The organism is Exiguobacterium sp. s91, from assembly GCF_018618915.1.
Taxonomy (GTDB): Bacteria; Bacillota; Bacilli; order Exiguobacteriales; family Exiguobacteriaceae; genus Exiguobacterium_A; species Exiguobacterium_A abrahamii.
Genome location: NZ_JACSMZ010000001.1, coordinates 1,657,882 through 1,675,199, shown reverse-complemented (window position 1 = coordinate 1,675,199; position 17,318 = coordinate 1,657,882). Strand labels below are relative to the sequence as shown.

Annotated in this window: 21 protein-coding genes; 17 read left to right on the top strand and 4 right to left on the bottom strand. The window is 44.1% G+C overall.

What is annotated here, in order from left to right:
- Positions 1-21 precede the first annotated feature (21 nt).
- Positions 22-498 (bottom strand): DedA family protein, encoded by a 477-nt coding sequence (locus KNQ06_RS08775; RefSeq protein ID WP_251133503.1) that lies wholly within the window; start codon positions 496-498, stop codon positions 22-24.
- Entirely contained in the window at positions 495-1,025 is a 531-nt protein-coding gene (gene pssA / locus KNQ06_RS08770) for a CDP-diacylglycerol--serine O-phosphatidyltransferase (protein ID WP_214724667.1), read from the bottom strand. Before pssA ends, KNQ06_RS08775 begins: the two co-directional genes overlap by 4 nt.
- Before the next feature lie 136 nt (positions 1,026-1,161).
- Between pssA and KNQ06_RS08765 the strand changes: the two genes are divergently transcribed.
- Entirely contained in the window at positions 1,162-2,022 is an 861-nt protein-coding gene (locus KNQ06_RS08765) for a MerR family transcriptional regulator (protein WP_251133502.1), read from the top strand.
- Positions 2,023-2,172: 150 nt separating this feature from the next.
- Here the strand turns inward: KNQ06_RS08765 and KNQ06_RS08760 are convergent, their stop codons facing one another.
- Positions 2,173-2,478, bottom strand: coding sequence for a hypothetical protein (locus KNQ06_RS08760; RefSeq protein WP_029341343.1), 306 nt, complete (start codon positions 2,476-2,478; stop codon positions 2,173-2,175).
- A 130-nt stretch (positions 2,479-2,608) separates the two neighbouring features.
- Between KNQ06_RS08760 and KNQ06_RS08755 the strand changes: the two genes are divergently transcribed.
- The 16 genes from KNQ06_RS08755 to KNQ06_RS08680 all read left to right on the top strand — a co-directional run bounded on the left by KNQ06_RS08755 (position 2,609) and on the right by KNQ06_RS08680 (position 16,550).
- On the top strand, positions 2,609-3,343 hold the full coding sequence (locus KNQ06_RS08755) for a nuclease-related domain-containing protein (protein WP_214857267.1): 735 nt from the start codon (positions 2,609-2,611) through the stop codon (positions 3,341-3,343).
- Between the two features lie 75 nt (positions 3,344-3,418).
- A complete protein-coding gene (locus KNQ06_RS08750) occupies positions 3,419-3,841 on the top strand; it encodes a MarR family winged helix-turn-helix transcriptional regulator (RefSeq protein ID WP_023467873.1) in 423 nt (140 codons plus the stop codon).
- 68 nt (positions 3,842-3,909) lie between these two features.
- Complete coding sequence (locus KNQ06_RS08745; protein WP_215148005.1) at positions 3,910-4,929, top strand: ABC-2 transporter permease; 1,020 nt, start codon at positions 3,910-3,912, stop codon at positions 4,927-4,929.
- A 193-nt stretch (positions 4,930-5,122) separates the two neighbouring features.
- Entirely contained in the window at positions 5,123-5,545 is a 423-nt protein-coding gene (gene arsC, locus KNQ06_RS08740) for an arsenate reductase (thioredoxin) (RefSeq protein ID WP_214724671.1), read from the top strand.
- Between the two features lie 20 nt (positions 5,546-5,565).
- Positions 5,566-5,880: an ArsR/SmtB family transcription factor gene (locus KNQ06_RS08735; RefSeq protein ID WP_214724673.1), complete on the top strand. Its 315-nt coding sequence runs from the start codon at positions 5,566-5,568 to the stop codon at positions 5,878-5,880.
- 105 nt (positions 5,881-5,985) lie between these two features.
- The gene (gene arsD / locus KNQ06_RS08730; protein WP_058705163.1) at positions 5,986-6,345 is read left to right on the top strand and encodes an arsenite efflux transporter metallochaperone ArsD; all 360 of its coding nucleotides are present in this window, start codon (positions 5,986-5,988) and stop codon (positions 6,343-6,345) included.
- A gap of 13 nt (positions 6,346-6,358) precedes the next feature.
- Entirely contained in the window at positions 6,359-8,116 is a 1,758-nt protein-coding gene (gene arsA, locus KNQ06_RS08725) for an arsenical pump-driving ATPase (RefSeq protein ID WP_215148003.1), read from the top strand.
- A gap of 5 nt (positions 8,117-8,121) precedes the next feature.
- Positions 8,122-8,400, top strand: coding sequence for an adhesin (locus KNQ06_RS08720; protein ID WP_215148001.1), 279 nt, complete (start codon positions 8,122-8,124; stop codon positions 8,398-8,400).
- Between the two features lie 32 nt (positions 8,401-8,432).
- Positions 8,433-9,737, top strand: a complete 1,305-nt coding sequence (locus KNQ06_RS08715; protein ID WP_215084545.1) for an arsenic transporter — start codon at positions 8,433-8,435, stop codon at positions 9,735-9,737.
- Positions 9,738-9,756: 19 nt separating this feature from the next.
- Positions 9,757-11,415, top strand: coding sequence for an FAD-dependent oxidoreductase (locus KNQ06_RS08710; protein ID WP_215084543.1), 1,659 nt, complete (start codon positions 9,757-9,759; stop codon positions 11,413-11,415).
- A 196-nt stretch (positions 11,416-11,611) separates the two neighbouring features.
- Positions 11,612-13,081, top strand: a complete 1,470-nt coding sequence (locus KNQ06_RS08705) for a SulP family inorganic anion transporter (protein ID WP_251133501.1) — start codon at positions 11,612-11,614, stop codon at positions 13,079-13,081.
- A 19-nt stretch (positions 13,082-13,100) separates the two neighbouring features.
- Entirely contained in the window at positions 13,101-13,520 is a 420-nt protein-coding gene (locus KNQ06_RS08700; protein ID WP_214769394.1) for a universal stress protein, read from the top strand.
- A gap of 126 nt (positions 13,521-13,646) precedes the next feature.
- Positions 13,647-13,976, top strand: coding sequence for a PadR family transcriptional regulator (locus KNQ06_RS08695; RefSeq protein WP_214769396.1), 330 nt, complete (start codon positions 13,647-13,649; stop codon positions 13,974-13,976).
- The gene (locus KNQ06_RS08690) at positions 13,969-14,496 is read left to right on the top strand and encodes a DUF2812 domain-containing protein (protein WP_214769398.1); all 528 of its coding nucleotides are present in this window, start codon (positions 13,969-13,971) and stop codon (positions 14,494-14,496) included. The genes KNQ06_RS08695 and KNQ06_RS08690 overlap by 8 nt, the downstream gene beginning before the upstream one ends.
- Before the next feature lie 203 nt (positions 14,497-14,699).
- Positions 14,700-15,914 (top strand): hypothetical protein, encoded by a 1,215-nt coding sequence (locus KNQ06_RS08685; RefSeq protein WP_215147999.1) that lies wholly within the window; start codon positions 14,700-14,702, stop codon positions 15,912-15,914.
- A gap of 18 nt (positions 15,915-15,932) precedes the next feature.
- Positions 15,933-16,550 (top strand): hypothetical protein, encoded by a 618-nt coding sequence (locus tag KNQ06_RS08680; RefSeq protein ID WP_215147997.1) that lies wholly within the window; start codon positions 15,933-15,935, stop codon positions 16,548-16,550.
- Between the two features lie 53 nt (positions 16,551-16,603).
- On the opposite strand, the gene KNQ06_RS08675 is transcribed toward KNQ06_RS08680, so the two are convergent.
- The gene (locus tag KNQ06_RS08675; RefSeq protein ID WP_214724681.1) at positions 16,604-17,242 is read right to left on the bottom strand and encodes an SDR family oxidoreductase; all 639 of its coding nucleotides are present in this window, start codon (positions 17,240-17,242) and stop codon (positions 16,604-16,606) included.
- Positions 17,243-17,318 lie beyond the last annotated feature (76 nt).

The window sequence follows — 17,318 nt, the reverse complement described above, 5'->3', positions numbered from 1 at the left end:
TTTTCACCTCATCCTAAAAAATTAAAAAAAGCGTCCAATGGTTAAAAATATTAAACTCCATATGCCAATACTAATACTGGTATAGAACGAATACGTTTTTATCGACATATGCGACATCCCGCAGAAGTAACCAGCGAAATGACGCATTCCCGGTACGAAATAACTCACGACAAGCGCTACTGCTCCATACTTCCCAATCCACGTTTCAGCTTTACTACTCCATTTTCGAGGAGCGCTCATCCAACGTCCCAGCCAATCAAGTAAAGGACGACCTGCTCGTTGTCCAATGAAATAACTAAATACCATTCCGACGAATGACCCAATACATACGACGACAAACGTTAAATCATAACGAAGAAAACCAATTTTTGTGAAATAACCAACGAGTAAAATCATCAATTCATCTGGAATCGGAAGGCTGAATAGACCTAAGGCTAGTACGAGAAAAATAGCGACATATCCATAGTCTGTAATCATAGCTTCAAATAAAGCCATCATATTGTTTGTTCTTTTTCTGTGCTGATTTTTTTAGCATGTGGAATCTTCACATGACTGATCATTAAATAAGAAAGCAGGCACATGATTCCGGCGACGAACATAGGTGATAGGAAAATCGTAGATATGAGTAGACTGACAGCAGCAGCTGGTACGGGTAACCCAATAAAAATCGGTAACTCACTTTGCGTCGTATTAAATCGTGCTAAGCGAAGTAATGCACAGACATTGTATGACACAGCGAGGAAAAGACCGATTTGTCCAAAATCACTTAGTAAAACATGATAAGTAAAAAGCGCTGGAGCAATTCCGAACGTTACTAAATCTGAAAAAGAATCGAGTTCTTTTCCGAATTCGGATACAGTTCCTAGTTTTCTAGCGATCCTACCGTCAAACAGATCAAACAATAACCCGAATAAAATAAATCCAATTGCTGCACTAAAGTTCTCCTCGAGTACGGCAAAGATAGACAACGTTCCACAGACGAAGTTACTAATCGTTAAGATTACGGGGATAGCAGATTTCGGCATAATATGAGGTCTTCCTTTCCTGATATAAATGAGCGGATGTGAATCCCTAAGCGACTCATTCAAAATAATTTTTAGTCAGAGTACACGATGGTCGTTTGTGCAGGTATATGTTACTCTCACAAAAAGAGCATAAACTATGGAGTCACTCCAGGGTAAAGGGGGCAAAAAAGGAAAGATGAAAAATTATTTGCAAAAAAAATTTACAACCGGTGAATTTGCAAAACTTCTTGATATCAACAAAGACACACTTTTGTATTACGATAAAATCAATTTATTTAAACCGGCTGGTACTCATCCGAACGGGTATCGCTACTATACGTTTGAGCAATTCGATCAATTTATGGCGATCCATTCATTACGACAAGTAGAAGTACCGATTAAAGAATTAAAAACATATTTTGAAACACCGACGATACGTTCGTTACGACAACTGGCATCAAAACAAAGTGAACAAGTCGCGCTTGAATTAAAAAAATTGCAGGATATCCAGCTTTTTTTACATCGCGTCGTAGAACTGACAGATGAAATGCAAGCGATTTCGTTCGGAGAAGTGCGTTTTAGAGAGCTAGCTGAAGAATCGATTGTACTGAGTGAGGAAAAATTAGATTGGTCATTGTCAATTGAAGAGTTGTATCAGCACTCTAGTGTATTTTTAAAAAAACTTGGTGTGAAAAGTACAGCTGCACATGGAATCGTGTATGAAAAAGAGAAATTCTTGCAGGAGGAAGGTAATCTACATCATTTGTTTTGTCACGTAGAAACAAGTCATTCGAAGAAAAAACCGGCCGGATTATACGCTGTCCTCTATTTCAAAGGGACTTTTGACAATATCGATACGGCTTATACACAGCTTATGGATTCATTAGTGAAGCAAAATTTTGAAATAGACGGAGATGTGTATGAGGAGTATCTACTTCATTCCATTGCGTCTCTAGAGGAAGAGGAGTTCATCACGAAGATTAGTGTGAAAGTAAAAGAAATCGTTTCGACATCTTGATTATGTATTTTCTAAGAATCGTTTTTAAGAGATTTTGATATGTCTCACTTCTTCCCTTGAGGAACTAAGGATTCAATCATTTGAAAAAGATTGCGTAAAAAGTAAGTAATAAAAAGACCATTCAGCATATATCGCCGATGGTCTTTTTGATCATATTCCGTGCTCGCTTTTTAGTTGATCGACGTATTGTTTTGCTTCGAGCAAGGACGATCCGAGCGTCTCTCGAACGCGTTTGACAGCTTCAACCGTCTTTCCTTCATGAAGCAACTGAACCAGTTCGACTTGTAACGCTGCTTCTTCTAGTGACACCTCATTCAGACCGAGGTGCTCTTCGATCCGTTGTAGCTTCTTCAGAATCGTTTGTTGGCGGCGTTTTGCTTCGTCTGCTTTTTGGGATAAGGACATCCAGATGAAGAATAAGACGATTAGTGGTGCGAACGTGACGACAGAATCCATGGAGAACACCTTCCTTTGTTTCACCGTACCATAGGATAGTCACCATAACAAATAGTGGAAAATGATGCAGAAATTGATTATGCTGATATAGTGGAAAATAAAGGGTTAATATGGAAAGGAGATAAATCTAGTGGATAATGTGCTAGTGACATTTTTACCGCTCTTGATTCAAATCGGACTGATCATGGTACTGTTCTTCTTCGGAACGTTTGGTCTGTTTTTCTTCGTAAAACGCAGTTCGTATCACAGTAGTCGTTATTATCGTTTAACGCGCGAACCGTTTTTACGGATCGTTCGTGATAAAGGGAAATGGGGCGAATACTTGACGACACGTCAACTCGATCAAGTTTCCGGATACGGCACTTATGTCTTTAATACATACTTACCACGTGCGCGTGGAGAAGGAACGACGGAGATCGATGTGACGTTCATTCATGAAAGTGGCATCTATGTACTCGAATCGAAAAACTACAGCGGGTGGATTTTCGGACGCGAGCAGGACCGTCAGTGGACGCAGCAGTTCCAGAATCGCTTCAAGCAACGGTTCTATAATCCGATCAAACAAAATGAAGGGCATCTCAAAAGCATGCAACGCTTCTTAGAAGGAACGGATCCCGCGCTCTTTCACTCCTTGATCGTTTTCAGCGAACGCTGTGAACTGAAAAAGATCACCGTCGATTCAGCGCATGTCCGTGTCTTGAAACGAAATGTCCTTCGCAAGACGATCGAGCAACTCGCGACAGGAAAACCATTGACACCGAGTCAAGTTGATACGATTGCAGGGAAACTCGGAGTTCATTCACAAGTCGATCGTGCCACGCAACAAGCGCATATCGAAGGGATTCGCCAACGCCAGGCAAAATGAGACCGTTGACGGACTTGTTCTTCTTCAGGTATAGTGGATAAATAATAAGTAGTGCAACTATATGGAGATGATGGGATGAAAGAATCGGAATGGTCGCTGGGCATGCAATTATCCCGTAGTTATTATGCGTTCAAACGTGCTGCTGCTAAACGGATGGAAGCGTTCGGACTGACACCAGAGCAGTTTTCTGTCCTGAGCGAACTCGCTAAACAAGATGGTGTTTCGCAAAAGCAGCTGGCACTCGTGACAGAACGTGATCAAACGACGATCGGTAAGATTCTCGATAAGCTCGGTAAAAAAGAACTAATCGTTCGGACGCCGGACCCCCGGGACCGACGAGCGGTTCTGCTCTTGATGACACGAGAAGGACGCGATATCGTCGATCGCCTCGGACCAGAGCTCGATCAGCTACAACTCGAAGCGTTCCGTGGACTATCGCGAGAGCAAATCGAGCAATTAAAGGAAACACTTGAGACCATTCACCGGAATGTGACGTGAATGGTTTTCCTTCGGATATATAGTTGCACATGATATTATAAGTAATGCATATAAAAGGAGATTGTAATATGAAAGCATGGAAAGATGTCTGGTCAATGACACAAACGAAAGTGGGGCTCGTCTTCGCGATTGTCGTCCCGCTCTTGTTCCTCGTCGTCTGGATGACTGGTTACGAAGGAACGACGGAACGACTCGATCAATTGAACGTCGGTGTCGTTGGCGAAGTGAACGACCCGTTCGTCACATCACTAAAGGAAGCACCGTTCACGGTCCAAGCAGTTCCGACCGAAGCGAAAGGGTTGGAAGCACTCGATGCCAATGAAGTCGATCTCGTTCTACAAAAGGATGATGCCTCGCGTCAACTAACGGCACACGTCAGCCAGACGAATGCCGAATTTGCGAATGCGATTCTCGAGCGGGCAACGGAAACGATCGGCAAACAGTTGAATGGTGAGCCGACGTTCACGACGTCGGTCGTCACGGAGCATGCTGTCTCGGATTTTGCCTTGTCGATGCTGCCACTCGTCCTCGGGTTCGTCATCTATATTGCGACGATGACGATGGGGATTCAATTCAACCTTGTCAGCACAATCTTAAGTAAGCGTCATTCGATCTGGTCCCTATTTTGGAGTCGCCAACTGTTGCACGGGATCGTCCTTCTGGTCGTTCCATTACTGCTCGTTTCCATGGCACATGTATTAACGGACATCACGACACCGTTCATCAAACTGTGGGCGTTCGAACTCCTCGTTGTTGCGACCTGTATCGCTGTCACGCAGATGAACTTTGCGATATTTGGACCGATTGCGCCGCTCGTCAACGTCGCATTGATTCCGTTCCAGTTGATGACTGCCGGAAACATCGTGCCGGCGAAGATGCTGGCACCGTTTTATCAATCGCTTGGAACGTTCCTGCCCGTTCCGAATGCAGTCTCTGGTTTCAGCCGTCTGCTGTTCATGGATGGTTCAGTAGGACCACAGGTGCTTCATCTATCACTGCTTTGTGTAAGTAGCTTCATGTTGACGTTCCTTTTTCTCTATTGGAAAGAGGTACGGGTAAAAAGTAATCGGTTAGTTGAAAACAGTTAATTTCTAAAAGAGAAAAGTAATGTGACTAAAAGATCGTCCACCAATGTAGCGGACGATCTTTTTTTATTCCACAGCAAAAAGTGAGGGAGAACGTCTTATTATCTGTGAGCTTGATAAAAAGTTTCTAAAAAGGGGTTGCATAACCGAAGTGTTATATAATATTGTGGTTATATGAAAAAGGGGGCATCCTAATATGTCAAAGCCGATAATTTATTTTTTATGTACAGGGAATTCATGTCGTAGTCAGATCGCTGAAGGTTGGGCTAAACAATACCTGAAGGATTGGGATGTCTATTCAGCAGGTATTGAACAACATGGATTAAATCCAAAGGCAGTTCGTGTCATGCAAGAACAGGGCGTTGATATTTCCAAACAAACTTCCGACCTGATCGATCGAGAATTACTAAAGCGGGCGACGATTGTTGTCACATTGTGTGGTGATGCCCGTGATAATTGTCCTGTCCTCTCACCGAATGTCCGTCATGAGCACTGGGGGTTTGATGATCCAGCACGTGCGACAGGATCAGAAGAGGAGAAATGGAGCGTCTTCCAACGTGTCTGTGAACAAATCAAGAAACGGATCGAACGATTTGCAAAAGAGGAAACGACTGTCTGATACGAAAGGAGGGTATTTTCGTGATTGAAACCACAAATCGTGTTGAAGAGATGAGTCAATTCTTAAAGCTACTTAGCGACGGAACACGTCTTGAAATTTTACGAAGGCTGTACGTCCGTGAACATTGTGTCTGTGATTTCGTCGAGATGTTTGATATCTCACAACCCGCAATCAGTCGCCATTTGAAGTTATTACGTCAATCACAACTCATTTTAGAGCGACGTGAACGACAATGGATACATTTTCGAATCAACCCGAACCATCCTCAATATGATTTACTATTGACTATTTTGAATGCGATGGAGTTGCCGTCGATTCCAGCAAAAAATTGCTGAATTAGCCGCGTTAAAAAAAGGGAAACCTCCCTTGTGGATTATATAACGAAAACGTTATATATTTTATAACCATTTAGTTATATAGAGGAGTAGATTATGATGAAAATGAAAAAGATTGAAATCTATGATCCGGCGATGTGTTGTCCGACCGGTTTATGTGGACCGTCGATTGATCCTGAATTAACACGGATATCGATGGTGGTCCACGCTTTAAAACAAGAAGGTTATCCGATAGAACGATTCAACTTAGCAAATGAGCCAACGGCGTTCGTTACGAATAATCTCATCAAAGAGGCCATTGCGGAGGGTGTTGATATCTTACCGATCACTCTCGTGGATGGTGCCATCGTTCGTCGCCGTGGTTACCTATCTAATGCGGAATTCGCAAAATTAACGGGATTAGATGAAAAAAGATTCGCTGTCGAAGATGAACGGAAACCAAAAATTCGCCTGACATTAAAGTAAGGACGTGACGAGAATGGAACCGCTAACGTTAGAAGGACTGCATTTGACGCGATATTTGTTTTTGACTGGCAAAGGTGGAGTTGGAAAGACGTCGACTGCCTCGCTTCTCGCGGTCGAACTTGCAGATACCGGAAAAGAAGTGTTGCTTGTCTCGACAGATCCGGCGAGTAATCTACAGGATGTCTTCAAAATGAAGCTAACAGAAGAACCGACCGCTGTTCCTGGTGTCGATCACTTACACGTTGCGAATTTTGATCCGGAACAAGCAGCTGAAGCATACAAAGAAACGGTCGTTGGTCCTTATCGGGGAATTTTACCGGATAACGCAATACGTTCCATGGAAGAACAATTATCTGGTGCCTGCACTGTCGAAATTGCGGCTTTTGATCAATTTACAGGATTACTGGCGGCGCCTGAAGCTGAAAAAACATATGACCATATCATCTTTGATACGGCACCGACGGGACATACATTACGTTTACTCAGTTTGCCGAATGCATGGAATGTTTATTTGGATGAAAATACGACGGGTACATCGTGTCTTGGTCCACTTGCGGGTTTAAATGAAAAAAAATCGCAGTATGAACAAGCAATGACACTATTGGAAAATCCGGCGGAGACAACGTTAATATTAGTCGCTCGGGCGGAACCCGTGACGCTGATGGAAGCGGCTCACGCATATAAGGAACTAAAAGCCATCGGCATTCAAAACGCACGTTTAGTCGTCAATGGTATATTGCCAATGACAGTCAGTCCAGATATGTATTATCAAGCTTTCTTACGTCGACAAAAAGAGGCGCTTGATACATTGCCAGCAATCTTTTTACATGATGTTCCAGTGTTTAGCTTACCTTATGCCACTTCGAGTTTGATTGGAGTCGATCAGCTTCGTAACTGGTTGAAAGAAACAAATTATCCAGATCTAACAGTAGAACGTAAGCAACTCGATCTACCCTCTTTATCTCATCTGGTCGAACAACTAGAAGTTGCCGGTCCCGGCGTCGTTATGACGATGGGGAAAGGCGGGGTAGGGAAAACGACAATGGCATCCATGCTTGCAATTTCCTTGTCAGAACGTGGACACGATGTTCTTTTGACGACAACAGATCCTGCTGCCCATCTTGAATTAACAATTGAAACAAACCAAAATCCACGTCTTGAGATCAGTAAAATTGATCCAAAGATCGAAATCAATCGTTATAGGGAACAAGTGTATGCAGCGGCAGGTAACCTAACAGAGGAAGCGCATGCTTTATTAGAGGAAGATTTGAAGTCTCCTTGTACGGAAGAAATTGCGGTCTTTCGTGCCTTTGCCGATACCGTTGCGCAAGCAAAGGATCGTTACGTCATCATTGATACGGCACCGACGGGTCATACGTTGCTATTACTTGATGCAACAGAAAGTTACCATCAAGAAATGGAACGGGCGACAGGTGAAGTACCAGAATCAATCAAAACATTGCTACCGCAACTACGAGACGAAAAGAAAGCACATGTCATCATTACGACACTTGCAGAGGCAACACCCGTTTTTGAGGCCAATCGGTTACAAGAGGACTTACGACGCGCCGGAATTGAACCAATGGCATGGATTATCAATCAATCGTTCGCTGCAACGGCTACACGTGATCCGATTTTAAGTCATAAAGCAGAATCAGAACGTGTTTGGTTGGAAGAAGTCGTTCGTCTAAGTCGACAGTTGGCTGTCGTCGCATGGCAACCCCGACCGGTCTCAGGATACGAACAATTACTCACACTTTCGAAAGGATGAACACTATGCACATTACACCCGAAGCAGTTACGTACTTAAAAGAACAAGTCGAGCATGAACAAGCACCTGGCATCCGTTTATATCAAGCCGGACAAGGATGTTGTGGACCGAGTTTCGGACTTGGATTCGGTATAGGTGAAGACGGTGATCAAGTGAAAGACTTTGATGGCTTATTATTTGCGATTGATCGTGATTTGGAGAGCGTCAGTGAAAATATTACGCTTGCGTTGGAAGAAACACCTGAAGGACAGCAAATCGTTCTTCTTGGAGCATCAAATTGTTAATCGGTAAAAACGAAATTTAATACAGAAATGAAGTGAACGCATTGACCGGTACACATTTACTAGCGATCGGAATTTTTCTGATCACCTTATTCTTAATCATCAAACAACCGAAAGGACTCGGCATCGGTTACTCAGCGATGGGGATGGCGCTCGTTGCGCTATTGACGGGAGTCGTCAATCTCGATGATGTTTCAACTGTCTGGGGCATCATCTGGAATGCCACCTTTACGTTCATCGCTCTGATCATTATCTCATTGATTCTTGATGAGATTGGATTCTTCGAATGGGCGGCACTCCACATGGCACGCATCGCACGAGGTGGTGGTGTCAAACTATTCGTATATATGACATTGCTCGGTGCTGTCGTTGCGGCTTTATTTGCGAACGATGGGGCAGCCTTGATTCTGACACCGATCGTCCTCGCGATGGTTCGTCACTTGAAACTTCCGGATTATGTCGTGTTAGCCTACGTATTCGCTTCCGGATTCATTGCCGATACAGCAAGTTTACCGTTCGTCGTCTCGAACCTCGTCAATATCGTCTCAGCAGACTTCTTTAACATCGGATTTACGGAGTATGCGTCACGGATGGTATTCGTCAATCTCTTTTCTGTCGTAGGCAGTCTGATCGTCTTGTATCTCTATTTCCGAAAGAGTATCCCAAAGAATTACGATGTCGGGCAACTCGTCGCACCCGCGACAGCGATCAAGGACCAACGGATGTTCAAGTTATCTTGGTTCGTCCTCATCTTGCTGGTCGTCGGATACTTCACGAGTGACGTCATCGGCATTCCAGTCAGTCTTGTCGCTGGTATCATCGCTTTGTTCTTCTTATTGATGGCACGTCGTTCACCGAGCGTACCGACGAAAAAGGTCATCGGTGGTGCACCGTGGGCGATCGTCTTCTTCTCACTTGGCATGTACATCGTCGTCTACGGACTTCAAAATGCAGGATTGACACAAGTTCTCGCTGACATCATTGATGGCTTTGCGACGAATTTAGCAGCCGCAACTTTTGGCATGGGCTTCTTGGCTGCCATCTTGTCGTCGATCATGAATAATATGCCGACCGTTATGATTGATGCGCTCGCGATTGATTTAAGTCAGGCAACCGGAACGATTCGAGAGGCGCTCATCTATGCGAATGTCATCGGATCTGATCTTGGACCGAAGATCACACCGATCGGAAGTCTAGCGACATTGCTTTGGTTGCACGTGCTTCGGACGAAAGGCGTGAAGATTGGTTGGGGTCAATACTTTAAAATCGGAACGATTCTGACGATCCCGACACTTGCGATCACATTACTTGGCTTGTATATCAGCTTGATACTTTATTGATTTCTAGGAGGAAACAGTTATGAAATTATTGATTATTGGCTCAGTGGCCGCGGGAACATCAGTAGGAGCAAAAGCACGTCGAAATAGTGAAGAGTTGCAAATCACGATTTATGATCGGGATCAGGACATCTCTTACTCAGGTTGTGGGATTCCCTACTTCGTTGGTGGCGAAATCGCTGACATTGATGAATTGACACCGCGAGATGCCGCTTTCTTTAAAAAACGGTATAACATCGATATTCATACACAACACGAAGTTGAATCGATTGATCATGCGACAAAAACAGCTACCATCGTCAATCTTAAGACAGGGGATCGATTCACGGACACATATGATACGTTAGTACTGGCAACCGGTGCTTCAAGTATCGTTCCACCACTTCCGGGAATCGAGCATGAGAATGCCTTTACGGTTCGAAATGTCCGCAATGCCGACGCGATCCGGTCCTACATTGATGCCCATGATCCGAAAACGGCAACGATCGTCGGCGGAGGATTCATCGGACTCGAGATGGCAGAGCAATTGACGTATCGCGGTATTCAAGTCACGCTCGTCGAACGCTTACCGCAAGTCATGCCGCCACTTGATCGCGATATGGCAGAACGTGTAGCGGATCATTTGAAAGATAAAGGGGTATCCCTTTTGCTTGGCGAATCCGTGACAGCGTTCAACGGAGAAGAACGTATTTCTGAGGTCGCGCTTGAGAGTGGAAAAACGATCGAGACGGATCTTGTCATTTTATCTGTTGGCGTCAAGCCGAACACCGATCTTGCGAAACAGATTGGTGTGGAGCTCGGTAAAACAGGAGCGATCGCAGTCAACCGTAAGATGCAGACGAATGTAGCCGATGTCTATGCAGTCGGCGATGTCGCAGAGAGTTTCTCCGTCATCACGGGTGAAGCACTTTATCGTCCGCTTGGTTCAACAGCGAACAAGATGGGACGGATTGCCGGTATGGTCATTACCGGAGAAGAAGCGGAGCACCGTGGTATTTTAGGGACAGGAATCTTTAAGGCGTTCGATTTGACTGTCGCTCAAACGGGGTTGACGGAAAAAGAAGCGCGTGAGTCAGGCTATGACATCGAAGTCTTGCATAACATCAAACCAGATCGTCCGGAATACATGGGCGGGAAAGAGATGACGATCAAAGCGATTGCCGATCGGGCAACAGGGCGAGTTCTCGGAGCCCAGATCGTAGGTCCGCAAGGTGTCGATAAACGGATTGATGTCCTAGCGACAGCGATTACCTTTAAGGCGAAAGCGGAAGACTTATTCCATCTCGACTTAGCTTACGCGCCACCGTTCGCGACGACGAAGGATCCCGTTCTCTATACGGGAATGGCACTCGATAATGCCATCAAAAAAACAGCGCGTTTGATGACACCGAACGAATTAATTGACCAAGTCGCGAATGGGAAGTCGTTCCAAATCATCGATACACGCTCGAAAGCACAATTTGAAAAAAATCATGTTGATGGAGCGATCCATATTCCGCTTGGTGAACTGCGGACACGCGCGAAGGAATTGGATCCGACGTTACCGACGATTGTCTACTGTAATAAAGGGGTAACCGGGAATGCTGCGCAAAATGTCTTGAAAAATCTTGGATTTACGGATGTATGCAACTTATCAGGTGGGAACAAGAACTATCAACATATCAAAAAGTGTCTATCATAATCACACATGATATAGCGTGAGAACTGCTGAATTTCAGCGTTCTCACGCTTTTTTTTATAAAGAAATATAAAAATTCAAACTAAAAACGTTCCTTTTTGGGAACGGTGGTGCTAGACTGTCGATAGACACAGACGATCTTTCATCCAAAGATGGATGGTTAAATCAATATAAAAAATACAGATAGGAAAGGTGGAAAATGAGAGTGAAAGATAGTTTAAGAGAACAGTGGTTCTCAAATATTAGAGGTGACATGTTAGCGGGAATCGTTGTGGCGCTTGCTCTGATTCCTGAAGCAATCGCATTTTCAATCATTGCCGGGGTTGATCCAATGGTGGGATTGTATGCATCGTTTTGTATAGCCGTCATTATCGCATTCGTAGGTGGACGACCGGGGATGATTTCAGCTGCGACAGGAGCGATGGCGCTTCTGATGGTGCCACTTGTCAAAGAACATGGCGTCGAGTATTTATTAGCAGCGACAATATTGACCGGTGTCATTCAAATGATTTTTGGCGTATTGAAAGTAGCAAAAGTCATGCGTTTCATTCCAAGAGCAGTGATGATCGGATTCGTCAATGCATTAGCAATTTTGATTTTTATGGCTCAAGTCCCACATTTCATCGGAATCTCGACGATGACCTATGTATTCGTTGCCATTACATTATTGATCGTCTATGTCGTGCCGCGTTTCTTCAAGGCGATTCCGGCTCCATTGATTGCCATCGTCGTCTTAACAGTAGTAGCTATCAACATTAATGCTGATTTGCGAACAGTCGGAGATTTAGGAGCAATTCAACGTTCTTTACCGTCCTTTTTCTTACCAAATGTTCCTTTAAATTTTGAGACCTTACGAATCATCTTCCCGTATTCATTGGCACTCGCGATCGTTGGATTATTGGAGTCACTATTGACAGCAACGATCGTCGACGACATGACAGGTACTGAAAGTGAGAAAAATCGTGAAGCACGTGGGCAAGGGATCGCGAACGTCATCACTGGATTCTTCGGTGGTATGGCGGGATGCGCGATGATCGGACAATCGGTCATCAATATAAAGTCAGGAGGACGTGGTCGATTATCAACGCTCGTCGCCGGTATCTTTTTAATGTTCTTGATTATTGTCCTCGGTGATCTAGTCGTTCAAATTCCGATGCCTGTCCTTGTCGGTATCATGATCATGGTATCAATCGGAACATTTGATTGGTCATCCTTTACGTATATCAAGAAAGCGCCAAAAGCAGATGCGTTTGTCATGCTTGCGACCGTCTTCATCGTTGTTGCTACGCATGATTTGTCCGTCGGTGTTATCGCAGGCGTCATTCTAAGCGCGTTGTTCTTTGTTGCGAAAGTATCAAAAATTAAGGTCACGCAACAAACGAAGCCGGCAAGAATCGTCTACAGCGTGAAAGGTCCATTATTTTTCGCATCGGTTGACCATTTCATTGCCTCCTTTGATTACGAAATTCAAAACGAAAAGATTTTGATTGATTTTGGGTCGACTCAAATTTGGGATGATTCTGGAGTAGGGGCGATCGACAAAGTGATGATTCGTCTGATGGCGAATCAAAATCATGTTGAAATTAGTGGATTGAATCCTGAAAGTAAAAAGCTAATCGATCGCCTTGCGATTCATAACGATCCGACCGCGAAGATGCCTATTCATTAAATACAAGGGAGTGAACGATATGTACGAACATATTCTATTAGCGGTTGATGGTTCAGAACATTCGGTCCGTGCGACCGAAGAAGCGATCAAAGTTGCTCGACTGAGTGAGAGAAGCAAAATTGAAGTCGTCTTCGTCGCTGATTATTCGAAGGTGAAAGATGATGTACTGCATACAGAAGGAAAAGAAGCGCTCGAAGTTGCCCGACGAAAAAAACTATCAGCGGTTGAAGAAAAACTGGAGGAAGCGAATGTTTCCTACTATGTGACGATTCTAAAAGGAGATCCGGGTCCGGCAATCGTTGACCATGCGAACAAACAGAAAGTTGATGTGACGATTATCGGCAGCAGGGGTTTAAATAGTTTGCAAGAGATGGTGCTTGGAAGTGTGAGTCATAAAATTGCAAAACGCGTGAAAAGCCCTGTCATGATTGTAAAATAAAGTACTACATCAAAAATATCTAGAGATTCTCTAGGTATTTTTTTTTCTTGTCATTTTACATGGAATAGGATATTTTTAGTGTATCGGGAGACGATATAACGGAAGACGTAGTAAGGAAGTGGGAAAATGGCACGAACAGTCCAGGAGACAGCATTAACAGAAGCCGTGTATTATATTTTACTTTCACTTCAACAACCCCGTCATGGCTATGGCATCATGCAATTCGTCCAGGAGTTGAGCAATGATCGAGTCAAGTTAGCTGCTGGTACATTGTACGGCGCACTCAGCAGTCTGGTCGATAAAGGGTGGATTGAAGCGATCGAGCAAGAAACAGGGCGAAAGAAAGAGTACATCATGACGAATCAGGGGCGGGAGAGATTACAGGTAGAGCTAGATCGATTAAAAGAACTCGTGCGACATGGACAAGAAACGATGGGAGTGGATCAAGGTGAGTAGTAAAACGGTCTATCGCTTTTACGCTGATTATGCAAAAGAAGAAGTGTGGTTAAATGAGATGGCAAACAACGGCTGGTACTTACAGCAGTTTCGACTCGGACGTTATGTATTCATAAAAGGTGAACCTGGTATGTACACGTATCGAATTGAGTTATTAGAAAACATGCCAAAGCATCCGAAGTCGCAGGATTACTTTGCGTTTTTGGAAGAGATGGATATCGAAGTCGTGGATACATCGTTCCGCTGGGTCTTCTTAAGAAAACGGACCTCGGATGAACCATTTCATTTGTACTCGGACTTTGATTCACAGATCCATCACGAACACCGGATTTTGCAACTCTACAAAGTCGTTTTTTTGGTTAATATCATTGCAGTACTCATTAATTTGTTTAATCCGATTACCGACACGATGATCTGGTTCAATCTCGCAATCGTGACGGGTCTCTCATTCGTGATGCAACGCCACGAACGTAAAATTCAAACGTTACGTGGATTGCGTGCCATTGCGGAGCAAGATTAAAATAATATAACCTGATTTCAAAAATCCTCACGTCTCTAAATGAAACGTGAGGATTTTTTTAGTGGTTAGAGTTCAGGAGGATGTTGTAAAGTTGGTCAATTCGTCTAACAGTGTTGTAAGAAAGACGTAATACATCGATCAAACAGTGTATAACTAGGTAGAAATAACTGTTTAAATAAACAAGTCAAGGAGTCATGAATCGAATGGATAAGTCTATCCGTAAAAAGCGGATCTTTTTTAGTCTAGTGTTTTTTGTCAGTGGAAGTATCCTTTTAGCGACCTGGATGAAAGTGCAACAGGATCGCGCAAACGCAACTGTCATACCACGTTCTTCGATTACAGCCATCGATTTTAGTCCTCAACAAGACACCGTGATGTTGGTCTATCCAGGACAGGGACAAGGGAAAACGAATGATCCTGAACTTGCTTATAGTTCGATTGTCACGATCAACATGAAAGGACAGGTATTAAACGAACGTCAGGTCCATGATCCTGCAATCACGAACATGACGCTTGTGCAAAAACTGAGTACGCCGAATGTGTTGTATGCCTCTTCCGCAGGATATCTGAATCACTTCCATACATTCGATTTTACGAAACGACGGTTTGTTCAACATAATGTGACGTATTTCAAGCACGATCCCATGATGGAATCGATCAAACACTTTGGTACGAATACATGGTTCAAGACGTTGAATTCATATAAAACCGGGACGCAGCGCTCGTCTCAAGGAACAGGATTCTCGCACACCTTTTCTAATTTTGATACGAAAGAAAACTATGAGACGCCTGCGAGATTCGAACCAGGAAACTCGATGATGATTGAATTAAAGCATCATTTAGCGTATGCCAGTATTGGTAGCGATCATGAACAAGAAAAAAAAGCAGCGATGATTTTTTTGGATAAGCGGACTGAAAAACCAGTCGTATATCGGAAAAGAGATGAACCATATGCATACTCAGCACTTTATGGAAAGGATGATACGGCATACTTCGCTAGTACGGATGGCTGGATGATTCGGATCAATGAGGCAGGTGAACAAACCGAGCAATATTATCCGTTTCTTCAGAATACGAATTTTGATAGTACCGATCCGATTCGAATGATTGATGCAACACAAGGGGTTCAAGTCGTTCAGCAATTTTCTCGTGATAATCAAAATCGGGATCGCCACATTTTAGTCAAATGGACGTTCGGTCAATCATTCTCGGTTCAGGAAATCAAACCGAATTTTTGGAAAGCAGACAAATGGTACAAGTACTTATATATTCATCCCAAGACGAAAAAATCATACTTCATCGAATTTGACCCTGAACACCCGGATAAAGGGAAACTGCTCATTACGAATCAAAGGTATGAGTTGCTTCACGAGATGCCGGTTGAAGGACCGATTGGAATCGACTTTGTGATTGAGTGAGGCAGGGGGGAAGATGTTTTGAACCGTATCGAGCGATTTGAATTTGAGTTTGAAGAAAAAGCGGGAGACCGACTTCCGTTGTTCACGTATCTAGAGCAACAGCAATCAGGTTGGTCTTCTTTACAAGATGATGAAGCGCGTGAGGGAAACTTTCACGTAAGTATGTGGATCAGTGGAGAGAAGATTTCCTGGTCATATGACGTGCGTGAACGGGATGAAGCGACACAAGCATATCGGTTTAGCATTTTCATGCAACGCTGGAAAAACATCTGGGAATGGGATCAGCAACGTCACTTGCTTAGTGGAAACGGATTTGGAATTCATCAAACACTAGCCGACTCCGTCAGGACATCTGCCAAGTCTGAAGCACATTTGGAATGGGCGTTGAACGAGCTTGCTGGCTACGATGCGGAAGGACTACTCTTTTATTTTGGTCCCGGACCGTGGGACGACTTTCAGAACGCGGATGATGAGCTGGATATGTTTCTCGAGTTCGATGAGATCAACTCAAAAGAAAAGATGCGTACGGAAGGGCTGTATTTTGATCACGATAGCCGGCGCTGGATCGACATTCCGGCGTCGTTACCCGTCATTGGTGAGACGATGCTCGTGATGTATCGCCAATTATACGAATGATTCATTTGATCAAAAAAGCTCACGTCTCGGAAATGGAGACGTGAGCTTTTGTATTAGAATAATTCGTTGATCGGTGTGTCACCTTCGAGTAGTGTGACGACTTGCTTCGACGCCTTGTCATGACCGATTGCTGCCAGAATGACGCGTGCGACGTCCTCGCGCGGAATCTTTTTAGTTGCTTGTTCGGACGGATCCGTCGTGACGTTTCCTGTGCCGGCTTCATCGGATAGTCCGCCTGGGCGAAGAATCGTGTAATTAAGTGACGATTCCTTCAGGACACGATCCGCGTAGCGTTTTGCAATGTAATACGGCTTCATGCTGTCAGACCATGTTTCCGGCGAATCGGCATTCAAGGCACTGACCATGATGAACTGTTTTGCACGTATTGCTTCCGCTGCTTCAATCGATTTGACGGCACCATCGAAGTCGATCAGCATCGTCTTGTCCGCTCCTGTGTGACCGCCGGATCCTGCCGTAAAGATGACGACATCTGATCCTTGTAATGCATCAGTGATTGTCGCGACGTCCGCTTCAAGATCGAGATGGACCGGGGTATGACCTAATTTCTCAAAATCACTGAACTGGTCCTTGGAACGTAATCCTACTTTGACATCGTGCTCCGAATCCTGCAGTAAGCGAGCAGCGTGACGACCTACTTTACCATTTGCACCAATGATGAAAATCTGACTCATGTTCCATTCCTCCATTTCACGATTTGATGATTCTGTTTCAGTATGGAAAAGACGAGGGGTTTCTGTAAAGAGAGAC

What these genes read in the sequence shown, in the direction of transcription:
- arsD (WP_058705163.1), top strand. Translation starts at nt 5,986, where the DNA reads ATGAAAAAGATTGAAATCTATGATCCGGCGATGTGTTGTCCGACCGGT.
- arsC (WP_214724671.1), top strand. Translation starts at nt 5,123, where the DNA reads ATGTCAAAGCCGATAATTTATTTTTTATGTACAGGGAATTCATGTCGT.
- KNQ06_RS08765 (WP_251133502.1), top strand. Translation starts at nt 1,162, where the DNA reads ATGGAGTCACTCCAGGGTAAAGGGGGCAAAAAAGGAAAGATGAAAAAT.
- KNQ06_RS08750 (WP_023467873.1), top strand. Translation starts at nt 3,419, where the DNA reads ATGAAAGAATCGGAATGGTCGCTGGGCATGCAATTATCCCGTAGTTAT.
- KNQ06_RS08760 (WP_029341343.1), bottom strand. Translation starts at nt 2,478, where the DNA reads ATGGATTCTGTCGTCACGTTCGCACCACTAATCGTCTTATTCTTCATC.
- arsA (WP_215148003.1), top strand. Translation starts at nt 6,359, where the DNA reads ATGGAACCGCTAACGTTAGAAGGACTGCATTTGACGCGATATTTGTTT.
- KNQ06_RS08705 (WP_251133501.1), top strand. Translation starts at nt 11,612, where the DNA reads ATGAGAGTGAAAGATAGTTTAAGAGAACAGTGGTTCTCAAATATTAGA.
- KNQ06_RS08720 (WP_215148001.1), top strand. Translation starts at nt 8,122, where the DNA reads ATGCACATTACACCCGAAGCAGTTACGTACTTAAAAGAACAAGTCGAG.
- KNQ06_RS08695 (WP_214769396.1), top strand. Translation starts at nt 13,647, where the DNA reads ATGGCACGAACAGTCCAGGAGACAGCATTAACAGAAGCCGTGTATTAT.
- KNQ06_RS08700 (WP_214769394.1), top strand. Translation starts at nt 13,101, where the DNA reads ATGTACGAACATATTCTATTAGCGGTTGATGGTTCAGAACATTCGGTC.
- pssA (WP_214724667.1), bottom strand. Translation starts at nt 1,025, where the DNA reads ATGCCGAAATCTGCTATCCCCGTAATCTTAACGATTAGTAACTTCGTC.
- KNQ06_RS08710 (WP_215084543.1), top strand. Translation starts at nt 9,757, where the DNA reads ATGAAATTATTGATTATTGGCTCAGTGGCCGCGGGAACATCAGTAGGA.
- KNQ06_RS08745 (WP_215148005.1), top strand. Translation starts at nt 3,910, where the DNA reads ATGAAAGCATGGAAAGATGTCTGGTCAATGACACAAACGAAAGTGGGG.
- KNQ06_RS08675 (WP_214724681.1), bottom strand. Translation starts at nt 17,242, where the DNA reads ATGAGTCAGATTTTCATCATTGGTGCAAATGGTAAAGTAGGTCGTCAC.
- KNQ06_RS08685 (WP_215147999.1), top strand. Translation starts at nt 14,700, where the DNA reads ATGGATAAGTCTATCCGTAAAAAGCGGATCTTTTTTAGTCTAGTGTTT.
- KNQ06_RS08775 (WP_251133503.1), bottom strand. Translation starts at nt 498, where the DNA reads ATGATGGCTTTATTTGAAGCTATGATTACAGACTATGGATATGTCGCT.